The organism is Inhella inkyongensis, from assembly GCF_005952805.1.
Taxonomy (GTDB): domain Bacteria; phylum Pseudomonadota; class Gammaproteobacteria; order Burkholderiales; family Burkholderiaceae_C; genus Inhella; species Inhella inkyongensis.
Map to the genome: position 1 here is coordinate 1,731,416 of NZ_CP040709.1, position 21,644 is coordinate 1,753,059.

The 21,644-nt window shown below is 65.9% G+C and carries 14 protein-coding genes; 7 read left to right on the forward strand and 7 right to left on the reverse strand.

Going from position 1 to position 21,644, the window contains the following annotated elements:
• Positions 1–45 precede the first annotated feature (45 nt).
• Positions 46–1,188: a branched-chain amino acid ABC transporter substrate-binding protein gene (locus tag FF090_RS08420; RefSeq protein ID WP_138856298.1), complete on the reverse strand. Its 1,143-nt coding sequence runs from the start codon at positions 1,186–1,188 to the stop codon at positions 46–48.
• Positions 1,189–1,733: 545 nt separating this feature from the next.
• Between FF090_RS08420 and FF090_RS08425 the strand changes: the two genes are divergently transcribed.
• From FF090_RS08425 to FF090_RS08435, 3 genes are all read left to right on the forward strand, one after another.
• Positions 1,734–4,475: a TonB-dependent receptor gene (locus tag FF090_RS08425; protein WP_138856299.1), complete on the forward strand. Its 2,742-nt coding sequence runs from the start codon at positions 1,734–1,736 to the stop codon at positions 4,473–4,475.
• A 64-nt stretch (positions 4,476–4,539) separates the two neighbouring features.
• Positions 4,540–4,914 carry a hypothetical protein gene (locus FF090_RS08430; protein ID WP_138856300.1) on the forward strand — a complete coding sequence of 125 codons (375 nt, stop codon included), beginning with the start codon at positions 4,540–4,542 and terminating at the stop codon, positions 4,912–4,914.
• Between the two features lie 105 nt (positions 4,915–5,019).
• A complete protein-coding gene (locus tag FF090_RS08435; RefSeq protein WP_138856301.1) occupies positions 5,020–5,868 on the forward strand; it encodes a substrate-binding periplasmic protein in 849 nt (282 codons plus the stop codon).
• Between the two features lie 273 nt (positions 5,869–6,141).
• Here the strand turns inward: FF090_RS08435 and FF090_RS08440 are convergent, their stop codons facing one another.
• From FF090_RS08440 to FF090_RS08460, 5 genes are all read right to left on the reverse strand, one after another.
• Positions 6,142–7,014 carry an aldo/keto reductase gene (locus FF090_RS08440; protein WP_217503030.1) on the reverse strand — a complete coding sequence of 291 codons (873 nt, stop codon included), beginning with the start codon at positions 7,012–7,014 and terminating at the stop codon, positions 6,142–6,144.
• A complete protein-coding gene (gene malG / locus FF090_RS08445) occupies positions 7,011–7,901 on the reverse strand; it encodes a maltose ABC transporter permease MalG (protein WP_138856302.1) in 891 nt (296 codons plus the stop codon). Before malG ends, FF090_RS08440 begins: the two co-directional genes overlap by 4 nt.
• Positions 7,901–9,475: a maltose ABC transporter permease MalF gene (gene malF / locus FF090_RS08450; RefSeq protein ID WP_138856303.1), complete on the reverse strand. Its 1,575-nt coding sequence runs from the start codon at positions 9,473–9,475 to the stop codon at positions 7,901–7,903. The genes malG and malF overlap by 1 nt, the downstream gene beginning before the upstream one ends.
• On the reverse strand, positions 9,472–10,638 hold the full coding sequence (malE, locus tag FF090_RS08455; protein ID WP_138856304.1) for a maltose/maltodextrin ABC transporter substrate-binding protein MalE: 1,167 nt from the start codon (positions 10,636–10,638) through the stop codon (positions 9,472–9,474). The genes malF and malE overlap by 4 nt, the downstream gene beginning before the upstream one ends.
• Positions 10,639–10,763: 125 nt before the next feature.
• The gene (locus FF090_RS08460) at positions 10,764–11,861 is read right to left on the reverse strand and encodes an ABC transporter ATP-binding protein (protein ID WP_138856305.1); all 1,098 of its coding nucleotides are present in this window, start codon (positions 11,859–11,861) and stop codon (positions 10,764–10,766) included.
• A 320-nt stretch (positions 11,862–12,181) separates the two neighbouring features.
• On the opposite strand from FF090_RS08460, the gene FF090_RS08465 reads away from it, so the two are divergent.
• The 4 genes from FF090_RS08465 to malQ are packed head-to-tail and all read left to right on the forward strand — an operon-like array spanning position 12,182 to position 20,435.
• On the forward strand, positions 12,182–14,677 hold the full coding sequence (locus tag FF090_RS08465) for a glycogen/starch/alpha-glucan phosphorylase (protein WP_138856306.1): 2,496 nt from the start codon (positions 12,182–12,184) through the stop codon (positions 14,675–14,677).
• Positions 14,661–16,841, forward strand: coding sequence for a 1,4-alpha-glucan branching protein GlgB (gene glgB / locus FF090_RS08470; RefSeq protein ID WP_221305026.1), 2,181 nt, complete (start codon positions 14,661–14,663; stop codon positions 16,839–16,841). The genes FF090_RS08465 and glgB overlap by 17 nt, the downstream gene beginning before the upstream one ends.
• Positions 16,841–18,919 (forward strand): glycogen debranching protein GlgX, encoded by a 2,079-nt coding sequence (gene glgX / locus FF090_RS08475; RefSeq protein WP_138856307.1) that lies wholly within the window; start codon positions 16,841–16,843, stop codon positions 18,917–18,919. Before glgB ends, glgX begins: the two co-directional genes overlap by 1 nt.
• Position 18,920: 1 nt before the next feature.
• Positions 18,921–20,435: a 4-alpha-glucanotransferase gene (gene malQ, locus FF090_RS08480; RefSeq protein WP_138856308.1), complete on the forward strand. Its 1,515-nt coding sequence runs from the start codon at positions 18,921–18,923 to the stop codon at positions 20,433–20,435.
• Between the two features lie 18 nt (positions 20,436–20,453).
• Here malQ and FF090_RS08485 read toward each other — a convergent pair whose 3' ends face one another.
• Positions 20,454–21,614, reverse strand: coding sequence for a sensor histidine kinase (locus FF090_RS08485; RefSeq protein WP_138856309.1), 1,161 nt, complete (start codon positions 21,612–21,614; stop codon positions 20,454–20,456).
• Positions 21,615–21,644 lie beyond the last annotated feature (30 nt).

Sequence of the window (21,644 nt, forward strand, 5' to 3'; positions counted from 1 at the left end):
GGTGATTCTCTGCGAGGGCCGAGGCGCCGAGCTTGGGATCTGCGGTCAGCGCACCACGGTCAGCGCATCGCGCTTGCCGCCGGTGTAGGTGTAGAGGGTCAGGGCACCGTTCTTGATGTCGCCCTTGGCATCGAAGCTGATGGTGCCGGTCACACCCTTGAAGCCCTCGGTCTTGGCCAGCACGGGCAGGTATTTCGCCGGGTCGCTGCTGCCGGCTTTGACCATGGCGGCGACCATCACGTTCACCGCGTCATACACATACGGTGCGTAGACCTGCACCTCGGCATTGAACTTGGCCGCGAAGCGCTTGCCAAAGTCGACCATCGCGCTCTTGGCCTCGCCCTCGACGCCGCCGGCCTCGGCGCAATAGACCTCGCCATCGCCCATGGCGCCGGCGGCCAGCTTGGGCAATTGGGCCGAGCAGATGCCGTCGCCGCCAATCAGCTTGGCCTGAATGCCCAATCCCTTCATCTGGCGCAGCAGCGGGCCGGCCACGGCATCCATGCCGCCGAAGAACACCACATCGGGCTTCTTGGCCTTCAACGACGTCAGGATGGCGCTGAAGTCGGTCGCCTTGTCATTGGTGAATTCGCGCCCAACCACCTTCCCACCGCTGGCCTTGACGCCCTTCTCGAACTCATCGGCCACACCCTGGCCATAGGCGGTGCGGTCGTCGATGACGGCGACGGCCTTGCCCTTGAGTTGTTGCACCGCATAGCGGCCCAGGGTGCCGCCCAGATGCACATCGTCAGCCACCACGCGGAAGGTGGTCTTGAAGCCCTGGCGCGTGAACTTCGGGTTGGTGGCCGAGGGGCTGATCTGCGGAATGCCGGCGTCGCTATAGACCTTGGCGGCCGGGATCGAGGTGCCTGAGTTCAGGTGGCCGATTACGCCTTGGACTTTGCTGTCCACCAGTTTTTGCGCCGCCGCCGTGCCTTGCTTGGGGTCGCTGGCGTCGTCTTCGGCCACCAGCACGAACTTGACCGCCTTGCCGCCGATCTGCACGCCCTTGGCATTTAGCTCGTCGATGGCCATGCGGGCGCCCAGTTCGTTGTCTTTGCCCAGATGGGCCGCGGTGCCGCTGGTGGGGCCGACATGGCCGATGCGCACGATCTCTTGCGCCTGAGCGCCGGCGCTCAGGCACAGGAAGGCGCTGGCCAGCGCCACGGGATGAAGCAGGGATTTCATGGGGTTCTCCGGTTGTGTGAGGTCGGGGGCCATTGCTGCCGCCACGGCGCACATCAGCAGGCTTCGTGCCAGGCCATGCCGGAGTTGGGGTTGGGTTGGGGTGGGAAAACACGCGCCCCAGGAGCGGGGCGCCGCAGCATGTTTGGGTTGGGTTGGACAGCGCTGGTTTGCCCTGTCAGGGCTTACCGCAGCCTCCGTGTGGCGTGACGCCCCCTTCACTTCAGCGCGGGGTGCCGGTTTTCGCACCGGGCCATGCGGCGACGCAGGCCAGGTCCAGATCGTCCTGGTTTCCTTGTGCTGAATGTAGTTTCACTACTCGACATGGACCATCGCCGTCGGTGTCGGCGCGATTTTTGCCGGTGATTACCCTATGCATGTGGCTAAAACCTCAGAAAACCTCGGGTGAGTACCGAGTCGGTGCTGCATTCAGTGCTTGGTCGTGAATCTAGTTTTAGTACAGAATTTATGCATCCCTTCCGATTTCCATGCGCGAACTCAAGGTGGGCTTGAGCGGTGCGCGTTTTTTCCAGCGAGGAGTGCGAGGCATGAAGAGTTCGAACGGCGAGCGCCAGTCATTCAAGATCAGCGCCATCACGGCGGGTTGCCTGTTGGCTCTGGCGGCTCAGGGCGCCCAGGCCCAACAGGCACAGGCCCAGCAGCTCGACACCGTGGTGGTCACCGGCATCCGCAAGGGCATCGAGGACGCGATCTCGGTCAAGAAGACCAAGGACAACATCGTCGAATCGATCTCGGCCGAGGACATTGGCAAGCTGCCGGATCACAGCATCGGCGAGTCCATCGCCCGCTTGCCGGGTCTGTCGGCGCAGCGCATTGGTGGCCGGGCTCAGGTCATCAGTGTGCGGGGTCTCTCGCCCGATTTCGCAACCACCCTGCTCAACGGCCGGGAACTGGTGAGCACGGGCGACAACCGCAGCGTGGAGTTCGACCAGTACCCCTCGGAACTGCTCAGCGGTGTGGTGGTCTACAAGACCCCGGATGCCGCACTGGTGGGTCAGGGCCTGTCCGGCACCTTGGACATGCAAACGGTGCGTCCGCTGAATTTCAAAGGTCGCTCGGTGGCCCTGAATGCTCGCCTGCAGCGCAATGCGCTGGGCGCCGCCGCCAACGCGGATGCCGACGGCAACCGCTTCAGCGTGAGCTACATCGACCAGACCGCAGACCGCAAGCTGGGCTTTGCCATCGGCTACGCGCACCTTGAGACGCCGGTCCAGGAAAACCAAGTCGGCATCTACGAGCCCTGGGAAATTCGTGAAGACCGTGTCACCGTGGGATTGCCCGCCAACACCATGACGACGGCCGGCCTCAAGGCCCTGCGCCGCACCGGGTACAGCGAGCGGGATGGGGTGATGGCCACGTTGGAATACCGTCCGTCGCGGGAGTGGACCAGCGTGGTGGATCTGTTCCACACCAAGGCCAAGCAAGAGGACACGGCCAATCAGTTGGAGATCCACATCGGCGGCTACAACGGCAGCTACCCCTGCACGCCGAACTGTGCGTTCACCAACGTGAGCGTCGCCAACAACACGCTGCAAAGCTTCTCGCTCTCCAACGTCTACCCCTTGGTGCGCGGCATGTACAACCGCCGCGAGGACAAGATCTCGGCCTTTGGCTGGAACAACAAGGTTCAGGTGGGCGACGCCACGGTGACGGCCGACCTGAGTTACTCGAAAGCCAACCGGGATGAGCTCAGCCTGGAGAACAACACCCAGCGCGTGCCGGCGCCTTCACTGGACAACGTGACGATCCAGTTCCGCAACAACGACTTCTCGCGCATTGCGCTGGGCGGTGATTACTCCAATCCGGCCAATCTGTTCTTGCGCGGCACCATCTATGGTTCGGGCTACGGCAAGGTGCCGCAGGTCGAAGACGAGCTCACGGGCTTCCGGCTCAACGGCGAGTTGCCCACCCCGGGTCTGGGCTTGATCAGTGAGCTGGAGTTCGGTCTGTCCTATGTGGACCGCTCCAAGGTCAAGAAGCAGCCCGAGGGCAACATCAATGTGGGCGCTCAGGGCGACACGGCGATAGGCTCGGAGTACCAGTACGGCTTGGTCAACCTGGGCTTTGCCGGCCTGGGTCAGATTCCGTCCTGGAACGTGCCGGGGGCCGTGGCCCGCTACATGGTGTTCAACCCCAGCAGCACCGATGCGGCCTACAAGATCGCCAAGTCCTGGGCAGTGGATGAGGCCACCACCACGCTCTATCTGCGCGGCAACATCGACGGCAACTTGGGCGGCCTAGATGTGCGTGGCAACGCGGGCGTCCAACTGCAGCGCACCAAGCAATCATCCGATGCGATTCGCCTGACCAACGGCGGTAACCCGCAGCCGGTCACCGACAGCAAGACGGTCACCGACTTCCTGCCCAGCTTGAACTTGGCTTTTGGCCTGGGCAATGACCAGACCCTGCGTCTGGGTCTGGCCCGTCAAGTGGCACGTCCGCGTGTCGACCAACTGCGTTCGGCCATCGAGTTCGGCGTGGCCGACAACCCCAACGCCCAGGGTGTGCGCACCGTGGGCGGCGACGGCGGCAATACTCAGCTCGACCCCTGGCGTGCCAATGCCTTTGACCTGTCCTATGAGAAGTACTTCGGCACCAAGGCCTATGTGGCGGCGGCCTACTTCTACAAGGATCTGAAGAGCTACATCTACAAGCAGATCAACCCGAATTACGACTTCTCGAAGTTCGTTGTCGGCGTCCCGCAGATTCCGGGCAGCACCATCGCCACCACGGGCAACTATTCGGCGCCCGCCAATGGTGAAGGCGGCCGTCTGTCGGGCTTCGAGTTGTCGGCTTCGATGCCCTTGGAGTTGGTGACGCCCGCACTCAAGGGCTTCGGTGTGGTGGCAAGTGCCAGCTTCAACAGCAGTGGCATCGAGATCAAGGATCCCGAGAGTGGCTCCAGCGTGGGCAACGGCAATATCGAGCTGCCGGGTCTGTCCAAGCGGGTTTACAACCTGACGGCCTACTATGAGAACGCCGGCTTCGAGCTGCGTGTGAGCCAGCGCAAGCGCTCCGATTTCATCGGTGAGATCGGCAACTTCAATGGCAACCGCACGCTGCGCTATGTGGTGGGCGAGGACATCCTGGACGCTCAGATTGGCTACAACTTCGGCGAGGGCATGTTCAAGGGTCTGGGCTTGCTGCTCCAGGTCAACAACTTGAACGATGCGTCCTATCGCACCTACTTCGCTGGCCAGAAGGACAAGCCGCTGGAGTTCATCAAGTGGGGCCGCAGCTATATGCTGGGCATGACCTACAAGTTCTGATCGCGCCTGGTCTTGTGTGCAAGGGCGGCCTGTGGGCCGCCCTTTTTCATTTTTGGAGAGCTTGATGGTGAGTCGCTTTGCCTGGGCGGGCCTGCTGGCCTGCTTGCTGACCCCAGCGGTGCGGGCCACCACTGTGCCTCTGCAATGGGGCGAGCAACGCCGCTTCGAGATGGAGCGGACCTTGCCGGCCGGCGGTCGGCTGGAGGTCTGCGGACCCGTGACGCCGGCCGAGCCGGTGGATTGGACTTTCCATGCCGACGGGGTGCTGGCCTTCAGCATCCTGCACCGGCTGGGGCATCGCAGTCTGGTGTCTGAGCGGCGCCAGCGCGTCAAGGCCCTGCAGGGCAAGTTCAAGGCGGAGCAGGCCTACCCGCACTGCTGGGTCTGGATCAATCGCGGCCAGCAGCCGGTTCGTTTGGCGCTGATGTTGCGCTACTGAGGGTGATCCATCAGTGGAAAGAGGGCGGGAACGCGCTCCAATGCGATCAGGACTTCGCAGAGAGTCCGCGCTCAGGAGAGGCAGGTCGATTTGGAGATCCTGTCTATGAAAATTTGGCAAGTCACGGGCTGGATCGCATGGGGTCTGTTGGGTGCCTGTGGAGCTGCGTGGGTGCAGGCGCAACCGGGGCCGACCGGCGCGACTGCAAGCTGTAAAACCCTCAAGGCCTCTGGCAATCCGCAGTACCCACCCTATCTGTGGCCGGATCCCGTCCAGGAGGGGCAGTTGGTGGGTGCCAATGCCGACTTGATGGCCTGGTTGGGCAAGGAGCTGGGTGTGACCATCGAGGTCCGTCATGTCGGCTCCTGGGGGCGGGTGCAGGAAGAGATGCGTGCTGGCCGCCTGGATCTGATTGCTGGCGCCTTCTTCACGCTACCGCGCACCGAGTACATGGACTATGTGCATCCACCCTTCCGCGAAACGCGCTCGGTGGTGCTGGTGCGCGAGGCCAAGCCGTTTGACTATCAGCGCTGGACCGATCTGGTCCCACGTGCTGGCCTGACGGTGATCAACAACAGCTTTGGCGAAGCTTTTGATCGTTTTGCGGCGGACAAGCTGCGCATCAGCAAGACCCCGACGCTGGAGCAGGCCATGGGCATGCTGGCGCTGGGGCGGGCGGACTATCTGCTCTACGAGGACAGCCCAGCCGAGGCTTATATGGCGCGCATGAATGTGCGCGGCGTCAAGTTGCTCTCGCCCCCGGTGGCGCAGGAGCAGCTCTATGTGACCCTCTCGCACCGCAGCGAGTGCAACACGCCCGAGCTACGCGGCGCGCTGGCGCGGGCGATGTTCAAGCTGCAGCGGGAGAAGCTGATGCCTGACTTTGTGCGGGCGGGCGTGCTGCGCTGGCAAAAGGAAGGGGCGGCTGTGAGCGCCGCACCGAACAAGCCTTAAGGAAGCGCTGAATAAGTCCCTGCGGGACGCGTTTGCGCGAGAACCGGCCGGATCGTAGGCGGCGGGCGAAGGTCGGGCTGGCGGCCCGACAGCCGAGCCCGCCAACGACCGAGACGGCCGGTTATCGAGCAAACCCTTGCGGGCCATCGACTTCTCGGGCGCTGGCCAGCGTTGCAAGCCTTACTCAGGCCACCAGCCTGAGCTGCGGCTCGCGCCTTGGCCAAGCATCCCGAAAAGTCGCGGCGCGCCCACAGGGACTTATTCAGCGCTTCCCTATATCAAGCCGGGCCAGCGGCAGCCCAGGGGCTGCCAAGCGGCATCCAGGGCCTCGCGCAGATCGGTCGGCAGCGGACCTTTGGCCAATGCGGCCTGGGCTTGGGCCAAATGGCCGAGGCTGCGACTGCCCAGCAGCAGCGCATCGACGCCCGGCTGCTCTGCCACCCAGCGCAGCGCCAGCTCGTCCCAATCTAGCTGATCAAGCGCTTCGGGCGGCAGGGCCAACGCTTGCCAGCGGTCCCAGTACTGGCCTTCGCAGAAGTCATCCGGTCGCCTGGCCCGGGCCCAAGGGCGGCCGCCCAGCGCCCGCTTGATGATCACACCCTTGTGGGTGTCGCCGATCAGGCTGGCATTGGCGCGGTCCACCAGGCCCAGGCTGCATTGCACGCTGCCCATGCCAGGGTCTGCCAAGGCATGGGCCAGCTCGGCGTTTTCGCCCGAGTAGGCCGCCACGCGCAGCTTGCCGGCGCGCACGCAGTCCTGCAGCGCGCGGCTGACTTCGCCGCGCTCCAGCACCTCCAGCGGGCAGCTGTGCAGATGACCGATGTCGATCACCTCGGTGCGCATCAGGCGCAGCGTGCGCTCCACCCCGTGGACGATGCAGTCATAGGTCCAGTCCGGGATGCCGTCGACGCCATAGCCGAACTTGGTCGAGAGCACGAACTCGTGCCGCCGATGCGCCAGATGGCGGCCGATGCGTTCTTCGCTGCGGCCATAGCCGCGTGCGGTGTCGATCAAACTCAGTCCGAGGTCGAGCACGCCGCCCAGCAGGCGGCCGACCTCGGCCTCGTCCTCCAGGCTGTCGAAGTGCATGGCGCCAAAACCCAGCGGGCTGACGCGCAAGCCCGTCTGACCGAGCGTGTGCGTCACCCCTTGACCCCGCCGGCGGTCAGGCCAGAGACGATCCAGCGTTGTGCCGCCAGAAAGACCAGGGTGATGGGCAGGCCCGACAGCACTGCGGCGGCGGCGAAATCGCCCCACAGAAAGCGCTGGTCGTTGAGGTAGTACTTGGAGCCCACCGCCAGGGTCAGATTGCTCTCTTCACGCAGCAGTACCGAGGCCACGGGGTAGTCAATGATGGTGCCGATGAAGGCCAGCACGAAGACCACCACCAGGATGGGCACCGCCATCGGCAGCAGCACATGGCGAAAGGCCTGCCAGTGCGTGGCGCCATCGACCTTGGCGTTCTCTTCGATCTCGACGGGGATGGTTTCGAAATAGCCCTTGATGGTCCAGATGTGGGTGGCCACGCCGCCCAGATAGGCCACGATCAGGCCGGCATGCGTCTCCACACCCAGCCAGGGGATGTAGGCGCCGATGGTTTCGAAGATGGCAAAGATCGCGACCAGCGCCAGCACCACCGGGAACATCTGCAGCAGCAGCATGCTGGAGAGCAGCCCGCCCTTGAACGGGAACTTCAGGCGCGCAAAGGCGTAGGCGGCGGTGGTGGAGATCATCACGATCAGCGCGGCCGAAATGGTGGCCACCTTGATCGAGTTCCACAGCCAGCGCAGCACGGGGAAGGGCGGTTGCACCAGCGCCCCGTCCGGCCCCTGGAAGGAAATACCCAGCGCCAGCTTCCAGTGCTCCAGGCTGATCTCGGTGGGGATCAGGCTGCCGGTGGCGAAGTTGCCCGGCCGCAGCGAAATGCTGACCACCGCCAGCAGCGGGAACAGCGTGAGGGCGATCAGCACCCACAAAAAGGCGTGGGCGGCGATCGTGCGCCATTTCTGGTTCCTGCTTTGAACAATCGCCATCACTTCGCTCCCTGGTTGGCGCGGGTGAGCCGCAAGTTGATGATCGAAAGCACCGCCACCAGCACAAAGATCAGCGTCGAGATCGCCGCGGCGAGGCCGAAGTCCTGGCCCGAATCGCGGAAGGCGATGCGGTAGGTGTAGGAGACCAGGATGTCGGTCTGCCCGGCTGGCAGCTTGGTGTTGAGGAAGTCGGGCCGGCCGTCGGTCAGCAGTGCGATCAGTACGAAGTTGTTGAAGTTGAACGCGAAGGCACTCACCAGCAGGGGCATCAGCGGCTTGACGATCTGCGGTGCGGTGATCTTGAAGAAGTTCGTCAGCGGCCCGGCGCCGGCCAGCGCACTGGCCTCATACAGGTCCGCCGGGATGGCTTTCAGCAACCCGGTGCAGATCAGCATGATGTAGGGGTAGCCCAGCCAGGTGTTGACGATCAGGATCATGGTCTTGGCCAGGAAGGGGTCGGCAAACCAAGCCGGCTTGATGCCGAACAGGGCATCCAGGATCGCGTTGATCTCGCCGAAGTTCTGGTTGAACAGGCCCTTGAAGACCAGGATGGAGATGAAGCCCGGCACGGCATAAGGCAGGAAGAGCAGGGTGCGGTAGGCGGTGCGAAAGCGCAGACCCTCCCAGTTCAGCAACACCGCCAGGCCCATGCCCACCGCGGTGGTGAAGACCACGGTCAGCAGCGCGAACACCACGGTCCAGATGAAGATGGACACAAAGGGGCCGCGGAAGTCGGCGTCGCCAAAGAGGCGCGCGTAGTTTTTCCAGCCCACCGTCACCTTGAACCCGGGCTGCAGGCGCTCGCCTGCGGCGTTCTCGAAAAAGCCGCTGTCGCGATTCGGGGCGTAGCGGGTGCCGGTGGCGGTTTCGGTGACGGAGCCGTCCGGGTTGGCCGTCCACACCGGCTGCTGCGGGGCAAAGGCGCGCACGCCGACGTAGTGCAGGGTGGGGCCGGGGCCATCCGGAAGCTGCAGGGCCAGCTGGCGCAGCACGCTGCGGTGCTCGAGCACCGCCCTCAGGTCCAGCGGCTGTTGCACTGCAAAGCTGGCCGCGGCCGGCGTCTTCATCGCAATGACGGGGGGCAACTTGGCGCTGCGCAAGGCGAGCGGGCCTGAGACATAGGCAGGTGCGCCGTCTGCCGAGCGCCGCAGGACCAGGCGGAACTCCTGGCCGTCAGCGTGCAGCTCGCTGATCAGCGCCTCGTCTTCGTTGTGGGCGGTCTGCTTGAGCAGGTAGTCGCGCGAGCGCTCCTCGGTCAGCAGGTTGCTGCTGGAGTAGTTGGTGAAGCCCAGCTGCGCCGTGTAGAGCAGCGGGAAGGCTACGAACAGCAGCATGCCGGCCACGCCGGGGAACAGGTAGCGGTAGGCGAAGCTGACGTTGGTGCCATAGACGACGAAGGCGCTGGCAAACAGCAGCAGCAGGCCCAGACCCAGCAGGACCTGGCCCGTGGCCACCACAGTGAAGACGAGGTAGAGCGCGGCCACGCCAGCCAACGCGGTCGTGGCCACGAGCAGCCAGCGGCCCCAGGCGGGCAGGCCGGATGGGGCAGGGCGGGGCAGGGTGGCGGCGTTCATCGGACGACTTTCATGCGCGCGGCGGCGCCGTCGAGCGCATCCTTGGGAGATTGCAGGCCGTTCGTGATCGCCTCCAGCGCCGCGTCCATCGCGGTCCAGAAGCGGCCCACTTCAGGGATGTTGGGCACGGCGCGGCCGGTGCGGGCGTTTTCCATGGTGGCGCGGATGTTGGGGTCGGCTGCCAGCTCGGCATAGAAGGTCTTGTTGGCGGGCACGCCCAGGGGCACGTCGGCGTTGATGACCTTGAGCTGCTCGGGACGAAGCAGGTGGTTCTCCAGGAACTCGCGCGCCACGTCTTCGAGCTTGGAGCTGGCGCTGACCATGCAGCCCAGCACGCCGACAAAGCTTTGGCTCGGTTGGCCGGGCACCACGGCGGGAATGGGGGCCACGCCGAAATTGATCTTGGCGCGCTTGGCGTTGTCCCAGGCCCAGGGGCCTGAGACCATCATGGCCACCTGGCCACGCGCAAAACCCGCTTCCATCTCCGCATAGCGCGCACCCTTGGGCATCACGCCGGTCTTAACGAGCTGGCCCAGCATTTCGGCGCCCTTGATGGCACCGGGGGTGTTGACGCCGACCTGGGTGGCGTCAAAGTCGCCTTTGGCGTTCTTGGCGAACACGAAGCCGCCGGCGCCGGCCAGCATGGGCCAGCTGAAGAAGCTCTTGTTGAAGTCCCACAGGATGGCCTTCTTGCCCATTGGGACGAGTTTGGCGTCGAGCGCGATGACCTCGTCAAAGCTGGCCGGCGGCGTGGCCACCAGGTGCTTGTTGTAGATCAGGCCATTGGCCTCGATGGCCAGGGGATAGCCCCAGAGCTTGCCGTTGTAGCGAAAGGCGTCCCAGGCGGTGGGCTCAATCTCGTCGCGGATCGCCTTGGGCGGGCGCAGCGGCACGATCAGGCCAGCCTTGGCCCATTCGCCCACGCGGTCATGCGGCCAGCAGAAAATGTCCGGTCCCTTGCCGGCGCCTACCGCCTGCTGGAACTTTTCCGGAGCGCCCTCGGGGTGCTGAACGTCGACCTTGACACCGCTGATCTTGGTGAAGGCGTCCCCCACGCGCTGCAGGCCGTTGTAGCCCTTGTCGCCGTTGATCCAGACCAGCAACTTGAGCGGCTCGGCTGCCAGCGGGGTAGCGCCAAGCAGCAAAGCAAGAACCAAAGTCATCGCCAAGCGGCTTAGGTCGTTGCGACGCGGGGTGATCAAGCGGTCACCGTGGATCCGGCTTTGCCGGGCCACCAGTGACGCCCCCTTGAGGGGGAGGCGCGAAGCGCTTCGGGGGTGGGTCATCATCATGCCCCCAGGCGCGGGAACGCCATGCCGGCGGCGTCGAACAAATAGCCCATGTCGGCCGGCAGGTGCAGCTTCAGGTCGTTGCCGGCGCGGATGCGCGAGCGGCCGTCGAATTCGCAGGTCAGGGCGTCTTCCACGCCGGGGAAGGCGCAGTAGGCAAAGGTGGCGCCGCCCAGCGATTCCACAAAGGTCACGGTGGCATGCAGCATGTTGCTTTCCGCTGCATGCAGGGTGAAGTGCTCGGGCCGCACACCCAGGGTCACCTTGTCGCCTGGCTTGGCGCGGCTGGCGTCTACGTGCAGCTCCAGGGTTGCGCCGCTGCCCAGACGCACCAGAGCCATCAACTCGGTGCCACTGAGCAGCTCACCTTCGATGAAGTTCATCTTGGGGCTGCCGATGAAGCCGGCCACAAACAGATTGCGCGGATGCTCGTAGAGCTCCAGCGGACTGCCTACCTGCTCGATGCGCCCGGCGTTCAACACCACGATGCGATCGGCCAAGGTCATGGCCTCGACCTGGTCGTGAGTCACATAGACCATGGTGGTCTTGAGTTCTTCGTGCAGCTTGGCGAACTCGTAGCGCATGCGCACGCGCAGGGCGGCATCGAGGTTGGAGAGCGGTTCATCAAACAGAAAGACCTGCGGCTTCCTCACGATGGCGCGGCCAATGGCCACGCGCTGGCGTTGCCCGCCGCTCAGGTCCTTGGGCTTGCGATCCAGCAGATGATCGATGTGCAGCACCTTGGCCGCTTGGCGCACCGAGCGCTCGATCTCGGCCTTGGGCACTTTGGCCAACTTCAGGCCGAAGGCCATGTTGTCGAACAGATTCATGTGCGGGTAGAGCGCGTAGCTCTGGAACACCATGGCGATGCCGCGCTCGGCTGGGGGGACGTCATTGACCCGGCGGCCGCCGATGCGCAGCTCGCCCCCACTGATGTCCTCCAAGCCGGCGATGGTGCGCAGCAGGGTGCTCTTGCCGCAGCCCGAGGGGCCGACAAACACCATGAACTCGCCATCGCGGATCTGCAGATCAATTCCGTGCAGGATGCGCACATCCCCATAAGACTTGTTCACTGCACTGAACTGCACATCGGCCATGCTGACTCTCCATCGGGTGCCCGGCCTGCAAACGGTCGGCGGGCCTTGGGCGGCAATATAGCGACACAGAATGTAGTTTCACAACATGGTGAACCCGAGGATGCCTTCTGTCTTTATTGGCGGGTGCTTGCAGGATGCGATGACATTTCGGGTAATCCAGATGTAGTGAAACTACACAAATGGGCGGAAGAAGGAGATACTCCGCCTCAGGCGCTGCCTGGATTCAAGGTTTTCCGGTGCGGCATTCTTGGCATCGCCCCGCCTCGGGGCCTATGGCGGTAGACCCTGTGAGCACCACGACCTCTCCTTCGAAGGCGTCCATGTCCTCCACTTCTTCTTCGATCCCGCGCTCGCAGGCGGCCCTGCAGAAGGCCTTTCAAGCGGCTTTGGCGCGCGAGATGGCGCAAGCGCAGGCCCAGCAGCTGCCATTGGATGCACAAGCCGTGCTGCGCGCGGCCGCCCTGGCTTGTCGGGATGTGCTGGCGGCTCGCTGGGCCCAGGTGCAGATGGCCGACGCGGCCCGCCGGCTCGGTCAGGGCGTGCGCCGAGTTCACTATTTGTCGATGGAGTTCTTGATGGGCCGGGCGCTGCACAACGCGCTCTCGGCCTTGGGGCTGCGCGACTGTCTTGAGCAAGCCTTGGCGCCGCTGGGGCTGGCGCTCGGCGACGTGCTGGAGCGCGAGCCCGACGCGGCGCTGGGCAATGGTGGCCTGGGTCGGCTGGCGGCTTGCTTCCTGGACTCATTTGCGGAACTCGGTCTGCCCAGTTTTGGCTATGGCCTGCGCTACGAATATGGCATGTTCGCCCAAGGGATTGCCGATGGGCGGCAGATCGAGCGTCCGGACGACTGGATGCGTGCCGGCAACCCATGGGAAGTGGTGCGGCCCGAGCTGCGCTACCTGGTTCGCTTCGGCGGCCGGGTGGTGGTGGAAGGGGGCCAGCGGCGCTGGGTGGGGGGGGAGGAAGTCGAGGCGCTGGCCTTTGATTTCATCGTGCCGGCCCACCACAGTGCGCGGGTCAGCACCTTGCGGCAGTGGCAGGCGCGCAGCGTCAACCCGATCGCGTTCGATGCCTTCTGCCGTGGCGAGCATGCCCAGGCCAACCAGCATCGGGTGGCCGCCGAGGCGCTGAATTGGGTGCTTTACCCCGACGACAGCACCGAGGCCGGTCAGATGCTGCGTCTGAAGCAGGAGGCGTTGTTGGTCAGTGCCTCCTTGCAGGACTTGATCGCCCGCCATCTGCGTGAGGCCGGTGGCCTGCAGGGCCTGGGCCGCGCCAACGCCATTCATCTGAATGACACCCATCCCGCTTTGGCACCTGCGGAGCTGATGCGCCTGCTGCTTGATGAGCACGGGCTGGGCTGGGAGGAAGCCTGGAACCTGACCCGCCAGGCGGTGAGCTACACCAACCACACCCTGATGCCCGAGGCGCTGGAGACCTGGCCGCTGCGCATGTTCGAGGCCCTGTTGCCCCGGCATCTCGAAATCATTTACGAGATCAACCATCGATTCCTGGAGGGCGTGCGTCGCCAGCATCCGGGTGACGATGCGCTGCTGCGCCGTGTTTCCCTGATTGACGAGGGGCCGGGTGACTTCCACTCGCGCGGCGGCGAGCGCCGCGTGCGCATGGCCGCGCTGGCCGTGGTGGCCTCGCACCGCGTCAACGGCGTGGCCCAGTTGCACTCGGACCTGTGCGTGCAGACCATCTTTGCCGACTACGCACGCCTGTTCCCGGATCGCTTTCACAACGTGACCAACGGCGTGACGCCGCGCCGTTGGCTGGCCCAGGCCAACCCGGCGCTCTCCAGCCTGCTGGACGAGACCCTGGGCGAGGGCTGGCGCACCGATCTGAGTGAGCTCAAAAAGCTGGCCAAGAAGGCCGGTCAGCTCAAGCTGCAAAAGGCTTTTCAGCAGGTCAAGCGCGCCAACAAGGAGAAGCTGGCCGCCCGCATCCGCATGGAAACCGGCCTGGTGGTCAGCCCGGACAGCCTGTTCGATGTGCAGATCAAGCGCATCCACGAATACAAGCGCCAGCTGCTGAACATCCTGCATGTGATCGCGCGCTACCAGGCCATCGTCGCCAACCCCGCTGCCGCACCGGACGGCATGCCGTGGGTGCCGCGCACCGTGGTGATCGCCGGCAAGGCCGCCTCGGCCTACCAGATGGCCAAGCTGATCATCCAGCTGGCGCACGATGTCGGCCGCGTCGTCAACAGCGATCCGCGCGTGGGCGACAAGCTCAAGCTCGTGTTCCTGCCGAACTACGGGGTGTCGCTCGCCGAGACCATCATCCCGGCCGCCGACCTTTCTGAGCAGATCTCCACCGCCGGCACCGAGGCCAGCGGCACCGGCAACATGAAGTTCGCCATGAATGGCGCGCTGACCATCGGCACCTGGGATGGCGCCAACATCGAGATGGCCGAGCACATGGGCGTGGACGAGATGTTCGTCTTCGGCCTGCGCACTGAAGGAGTGGCCAAGATCAAGGCCTTGGGCTATGACCCGCGCCTCTACATCGAAGAGAGCCGCGCGCTCAAGGCCGTGATGGATGCGATTGGCGATGGCAGCTTCAGCGGCGGTGACGCCAACCGCTATCGCGCCCTGCTGGACAACCTGCAGCAGCGCGACGGCTACCTGCTGATGGCCGACTTTGCCGACTACTGCGCCACCCAGGCGCGCGTGGATGAGCTGTTCCGTGACCCAGCTGGCTGGAGCCAGCGCGCGATCAAGAACGTCGCCGGCATGGGCTGGTTCTCGTCGGACCGCACCATCGCCGAGTACGTCGAACGCGTCTGGTCTGTTGAATCACTCGGCTGAGCCCGTGTTGGACGCCGCCCAGCTCCAGGCTCTGCAACAGGCCCGCCACGGCGACCCCTTCGCCGCGCTGGGCCTGCATGGGGACGGCCAAGGCGGCGCCTGGCTGCGCGCCTTCCTGCCGGGTGCGCGGGCGGTTGCGGCGGTGGTGGCGGGCCAGACCACCGAGCTGCCGCGCCGCCCGGGCACGGACCTGTTCGAGGCCCATCTGCCCAGCCGGCCCGCGACTTACCGCCTGCGCGTGGACTGGGCCGATGGCAGCCAGACCGAGCACGCCGATGCCTACGCCTTTGGCCCTTGCTTGAGCGACGCCGAGCTGGCGCGGCTGCGCGACGGCAACGAGGTGCGCGTCCACGAGATCCTGGGCGCGCATCCGATGCAGATGCAGGGTGTGGAGGGCGTGCGCTTTGCCGTCTGGGCACCCAATGCGCAGCGCGTCTCCGTCGTTGGCAGCTTCAACGCCTGGGACGGCCGCCGCCACCCGATGCGACTGCGCCATGACGCCGGGGTGTGGGAGCTTTTCATCCCCGCCGTCCAGCGTGGCGATCTGTACAAGTTCGAGCTGGTCAGCCGCGAGGGCGTGCTGCTGCCGCTCAAGGCCGACCCTTACGCCTTTGCCGCGGAGCTGCGGCCGGCTCAGGCCTCGGTGGTGGCTGGGCTGCCCCCCAAGCGCAGTTGCCCCAAGGCGCGCGAGGCCGCGAACCGGCGCGACGCACCGATCTCGGTCTATGAGGTCCATCCGGCCAGCTGGCGAAAGTTTGGAAATGCGCCCGAAGGCGGCTTCCCCACCTGGGATGAACTGGCGGCCACTCTGCCGGCCTACGCCGCGGGCCTCGGTTTCACCCATCTGGAGCTGCTGCCCATCAGCGAGCACCCCTTCGACGGCTCCTGGGGCTATCAGACCCTGGGCCTGTTCGCGCCCACGCGTCGATTCGGCTCGCCGGAGGGCTTCGCCCGCTTCGTGCAGGCCTGCCACGAGCAGGGCCTGGGGCTGCTGCTCGACTGGGTGCCGGCCCACTTCCCGACCGATGCCTTCGGCCTGGCGCGCTTCGACGGCACCGCGCTCTACGAGTACGCCGATCCGAAGGAGGGCTTCCACCGCGACTGGAACACCCTGATCTACAACTTCGGGCGCTCTGAGGTGCGCAGCTTCCTGGCCAGCAGCGCGCAGTACTGGGTGGAGCACTTCGGCGTCGACGGTTTGCGCGTGGATGCGGTGGCCTCGATGCTCTACCGCGACTACTCCCGCCCCTACGGCGAGTGGGTGCCCAACGTTGATGGCGGGCGCGAGAACCTCGAAGCGATTTCCTTGCTCAAGCACGTGAACGAGCAGGTCAGCGGCGCCGGTGCCATCACCGTGGCCGAAGAGTCGACCGCCTTCCCCGGCGTCAGCCGCCCCACCACCAGCGGCGGCCTGGGCTTCCACTTCAAGTGGAATATGGGCTGGATGAACGACACCCTACGCTATATGCACACCGACCCCGTGCACCGGCGCTGGAACCACAGCCAGATGAGCTTCGGCCTGGTCTACGCCTTTAGCGAAAACTTCCATCTGCCGCTCAGCCACGACGAGGTGGTGCACGGCAAGGGCTCGCTGCTGGACAAGATGCCGGGCGATGCTTGGCAAAGCTTCGCCAATTTGCGTGCCTACTACGGCTTCATGTGGGGTCACCCCGGCAAGAAGCTGCTCTTCATGGGCCAGGAATGGGGTCAGCGCGGCGAGTGGAATTTCGAAACCTGCTTGCCCTGGGAGCAGGCCGACGAGCCTGCGCATGCGGGTGTGCGGCGCCTGGTCAGTGATCTGAATGCGCTTTATCGCCGCGAGCCGGCCCTGCACCGGCTGGACTGCGAGGCCGAGGGTTTCGAGTGGCTGGTGAGTGACGACGCCGAGCAATCCGTGTTGGCCTGGCTGCGCCACGACGGCCAGGGCCGATTGGTGATGGTGATCTGCAACCTCACGCCGGTGCCGCGCCAGGGCTACCGCATCGGCTGCCGCGGCGCGGCCTGGCGCGAGGTGCTGAACACCGACAGCGAACATTACGGCGGCAGCAACCTCGGCAATGGCTCGGGGCCGCTGTCGGTCGAGCCCATTCCGGCGCACGGACGCAGCCACAGCCTGGCGCTGACCCTGCCTCCGCTCGCCACCCTGTTTCTGGTGCCCTGCTGATGAAGCTTCCAGATTCGATGCAAGCAGGTCGGGCGGCCCCGCTCGGCAGTACCGCTCGCGATGGCGGTGTGAACTTCGCGGTCTTTTCCGAGCACGCCACGGCCATCGAGGTCTGCCTGTTCGATTCCGGCGGCCAACGTGAGCTGCGCCGCTACGCACTGCATGGCCCTGAGGACGGCATCTGGCACGGCTTTCTGCCGGGCGTCGGCGCGGGACTGGTCTACGGACTGCGTGCGCATGGCCCGCACGCGCCCGAGCGTGGCCACCGCTTCAACCCGCACAAGCTGCTGCTCGACCCCTATGCGCGCGAGATCGAGGGTCGCTTCGGCTGGCGCGCCGAGCACCATGGCTATGTGCTCGGCGACCCCGAGGGCCCGCGCAGCCTGGACACGCGCGACAACGCACTGCATGCCCTGAAGGCCCGCGTCGCCGCGTCGTTGGATGGCCCGGATCCGCGCACCAACGCCCCCCGTCACCCCACCGAAGCCCTGGTGATCTACGAGGCCCATGTCAAGGGCTTCACCCAGCAACTGGCCGCGCTGCCCAAGGCGCTGCGCGGCACTTACGCCGGTTTGGCGCACCCGGCGGCCATCGCGCACCTGCAGCGTCTGGGCATCACCGCCATCGAGCTGCTGCCCATCCACTACACGATCGACGAGCCGCATCTGGCCGACAAAGGGCTGCCCAACTATTGGGGCTACAACTCGCTCGGCTTCTTCTGCCCCGACCCACGCTGGGCGCTTGCGAAGGACCCGACCGCCATCCGTGCCGAGTTTCGCGCCATGGTGCATGCGCTGCACGAGGCCGGCATCGAGGTGCTGCTGGACGTGGTCTACAACCACACCCCCGAGGGCAATGAGTTTGGCCCCACGCTGCACTTGCGCGGCCTGGACAACCGCAGCTACTACCACCTGCAGGCCGATGACCTGAGCCGCAACGAAAACCTGACCGGCTGCGGCAACACCCTGAACTGCGCCCACCCGCGCGTGGCCCAGCTGGTGCTCGATTCCTTGCGCTGCTGGGTGCAGGAAATGGGCGTGGACGGCTTCCGCTTTGACCTGGCCCCGGTGCTGGGCCGGGCCCCGCACAGCTACCACGCCAACGCCGCCTTCTTCACCGCGCTGCGCCAAGACCCCGTGCTGGCCGAGGTGCATCTGATCGCCGAGCCCTGGGACGCCGGCGCCAACGGCTACCAGCTCGGCCATTTCCCGGGCCGCTTCCTGGAGTGGAACGACAAGTACCGCGACGCCGTGCGCGGGTATTGGTTGGGAACGGGTGTGAGCCGTGGCGAGTTCGCACGCCGTCTGGCGGCCTCTAGTGACGTCTTCCACCATGGCGGCCGCCTGCCCACGGCCAGCGTCAACTTTGTCAGCTGCCACGACGGCTTCACGCTCAACGATGTGCTGAGCTACAGCCGCAAGCACAACCACGCCAATGGCGAGGACAACCGCGACGGGCGTGACAACGAGCTGTGCGCCAACCTGGGGGCCGAGGGGCCGAGCGAGGACCTGGGCATTCGCGACGCGCGCGAGCGCCTGCGCCGCGCCATGCTGGCCACGCTGGCGTTCTCGCAGGGCACGCCGATGCTCAATGCCGGTGACGAGCTGGCCAACAGCCAGGGCGGCAACAACAACGCCTACTGCCAGGACAACCCCACCACCTGGCTGGACTGGGCCCAGGCCCCGCAAGACCTGATCGACTTCGTCGGCCGCTGCTTTGCGCTGCGCGCCCAAGAACCCCTGCTGCGCCACCCGCTGTGGTTCAGCGGCCCCGGCGCGGGCCAGGCCCATCTGCACTGGCTGCGCCCCGACGGCCACGCCATGGAGGCCAGCGATTGGCAAGCCGGTGGCCAGCAGGCCTTTGCCTGCACCCTGTACGCCTTTGCCTGCACCCTGCACGCCCAGCCCGGCACCCAGCAGGGCCTGCTGTTGATCTTCAACCCCGAGCCCCAGGCCACGCGCTTTGTGCTGCCGGCGGGGCCCTGGACCCTGTTGCTCGATTCGAGCGGCAACCTCAAACACGCCGCGCCCGAATTCGACGCGCCGGCCCGCTCCCTGCTGCTTTTGAAGAAAGCCTGAAATGGATCTGAACCAACGCGCCAGCGGTGTGCTGCTGCACATCACCTGCTTGCCCGGCCCGCACGGCATCGGCGACCTCGGCCCCGCCGCCCTGCATTTCGTCGACTGGCTGGAGAGTGCCGGCCAGCGCATCTGGCAGCTGCTGCCCACCACCCCCATCGGTCCGGGCGATTCGCCCTATCAGTCGGTGTCGGCCTTTGCGGGCAGCCCGCTGATGGTGGCGCTGGAGCCACTGATCGAGGCCGGCTGGCTGGCCCAGCCGCAGTTGCCGCACTTTGATCCGCTCAAGGTCGACTTCGCCCAGGTGGTGCCCTGGCGCATGCAGCAGCTGCGCGCTGCGGCCGCCGGCTTCTTTGCCAAGGCCACCGTCGCCCAGAAGCAGGCCTACGCCGATTGGGCGCAGTCCCAGGCCAGCTGGCTGCTTGATTACAGCCTCTTCATGGCGCTGGAGTCCGCCCACGGCGGCAAGTGCTGGTGGGACTGGGCGCCCGAGCTGCGCGGCCGCAAGAGGGCCGCCCTCACGAAGGCGCGCAAGGAGCATGCCGACGAGATCGCCTTCTGGTGCTTTGTGCAGTGGCAGTTCGACGTGCAGCTCGCCGCCGTCAAGGCCTACGCCAATGGCAAGGGCATCTCGATCATGGGCGACCTGCCCATCTTCATCGCCCACCACAGCGCCGACTGCTGGGCCGCGCCCGAGTTCTATTACTTGGACGACCACTTCCAACCCACGGTGGTGGCCGGCGTGCCGCCGGACGCCCTGAGTGCCGAGGGTCAGCGCTGGGGCAACCCGCTCTACCGCTGGGACAAGATGCACCAGGATGGTTACCGCTGGTGGGCCGAGCGCGTGCGCCGGGCGCTGGCGCAGGCCGATGTGTTTCGCATCGATCACTTTCGCGGCTTTGCCGGCTATTACGAGATCCCCGCGAGCTGCCCCACGGCCAAAGAAGGCCAGTGGGTGCCTGGGCCAGGCAAGGCTCTGTTCGATGCCATTGAGAAGGCCCTGGGTCCGCTACCCATCGTGGCCGAGGACCTCGGGCTCATCACGCCCGATGTGGTCGCGCTGCGCCAGGGCTGCGGCTTCCCGGGTATGAAGATCCTGCAGTTCGGCTTTGGTGCCGACGGTCAGCATGAGTTTCTGCCGCAGATGTTTGAACGCGCGAGCGTGGTTTACACCGGCACCCATGACAACGACACCGTGCAGGGCTGGTGGGCGCAGGCACCGGCGCGTGAGCGCGAATTTGCGGCCTGTTATCTGGCCTGCGGGGGGCACGACGTGCATTGGGCCATGATCCGTGCAGCCGCCAACTCGGTGGCCAATCTGGCCATCTATCCCTTGCAGGATGTGCTGGGTTTGGGTTCGGCGCACCGCATGAACACGCCGGGCACGCTGGGGGCGCACAACTGGAGTTGGCGCTTCGATTGGACGATGGTGGGGCCGGAGCCGGGGCGGGTGCTGGGTCTGATCACGGCGGCCAGCGGCCGGGGCCCCCTCAATCTGCTGCGCCTGCCGGGCTGATCGGCCCCTCCAGCCTGCTCAGTTCGCCGGGCTGGCCGCCGCCGGTTGGCTGGCCCGCTGGGCCTCGAACTCGAAGCGGAAGCAGCTGCCCACGCCGGGTTCACTTTCCACCTGAATGCGGCCGCCGCCCATCAAACCCACCAGGCGCTGGGCAATGGACAGTCCCAGCCCCGTGCCGCCGAAGCGACGCGCAATCGTCACATCGGCCTGCACATAGGGGCGGAAGAGGCTGGCAATCTGATCGCGGCTCATGCCAGGGCCGGTGTCGGTGACAGACACCGCCAGCCGCAGCGGGGCGCCGGGCAGCACCATCAGCTCGGGCCATTCGGCGCGCTGGATGTCGATGCGCACCTCGCCCTTGCTGGTGAACTTGATCGCATTGCCGGCCAGGTTGACGATGATTTGTCGCAGCCGCAAAGCATCGCCCACCAACTGATTGGGCACGCCTGGCTGTACTCGCGCGGCCAGTTTGAGCCCCTTGGCGTGAGCCTGCGGCAGCAGTGGCTGCAGGGCTTCGCGCAGGCAGTCGTGCAGCGCGAAGGGCTCGCGCTCCAGCTCGATGGCGCCGGCTTCCAGGCGGGCCAGGTCCAAGCTGTGATTGAGTAGATCCAGCAGACCCCGGCCAGACTGAAGGGCCAGATCCAGCAAGCGGCGCTGGCGTTCGTCCAGCTCGCTGCCCAGCACCAGCTCGGTCAGGCTGATCACCCCGGCCAGCGGGGTGCGCATTTCGTGGCTGAGGTGGGAGGCCAGGTCGGCTTGCGCCTGGTTGCGCAACTGGGCCTGGGCCAGTTGCCGCTCCAATTCGGCGCGCGCTTCCACCAGCTCGTGCACATCGTGGCCGCTGAGCAGGGCGCGCTGGCTGCGCTCACCCGCGGGCTCCAAGGGGTGCAGGCGCAGCTGATGCCAGCGCGGGCCTTCTTCGCCGTGCAGCAAGGCGGTGTGGGTCCAATCTCGACCGCTTTGCACATAGGCCTGGGCCTCGGCACAGCGGGCGTGGTCGCCAATCAGCCGGGTGAGGGCGCTGGCACGGGTCCAGGCGCTTAAGCCCGCCACCAGCCGCTCAGCCGCCGCGTTGGCCTGCAGCAAAGCGCCGCTGCGGGCGTCCACCACAGCCAGCAGTCCTGGAGCCTGGGTCCAGGGCTGAAGGTCGATGGGCAGAGAGGAGTGGGGATCGCGCATGCGGGGCTGGGTTGCCTAGGGCAGGGCTTC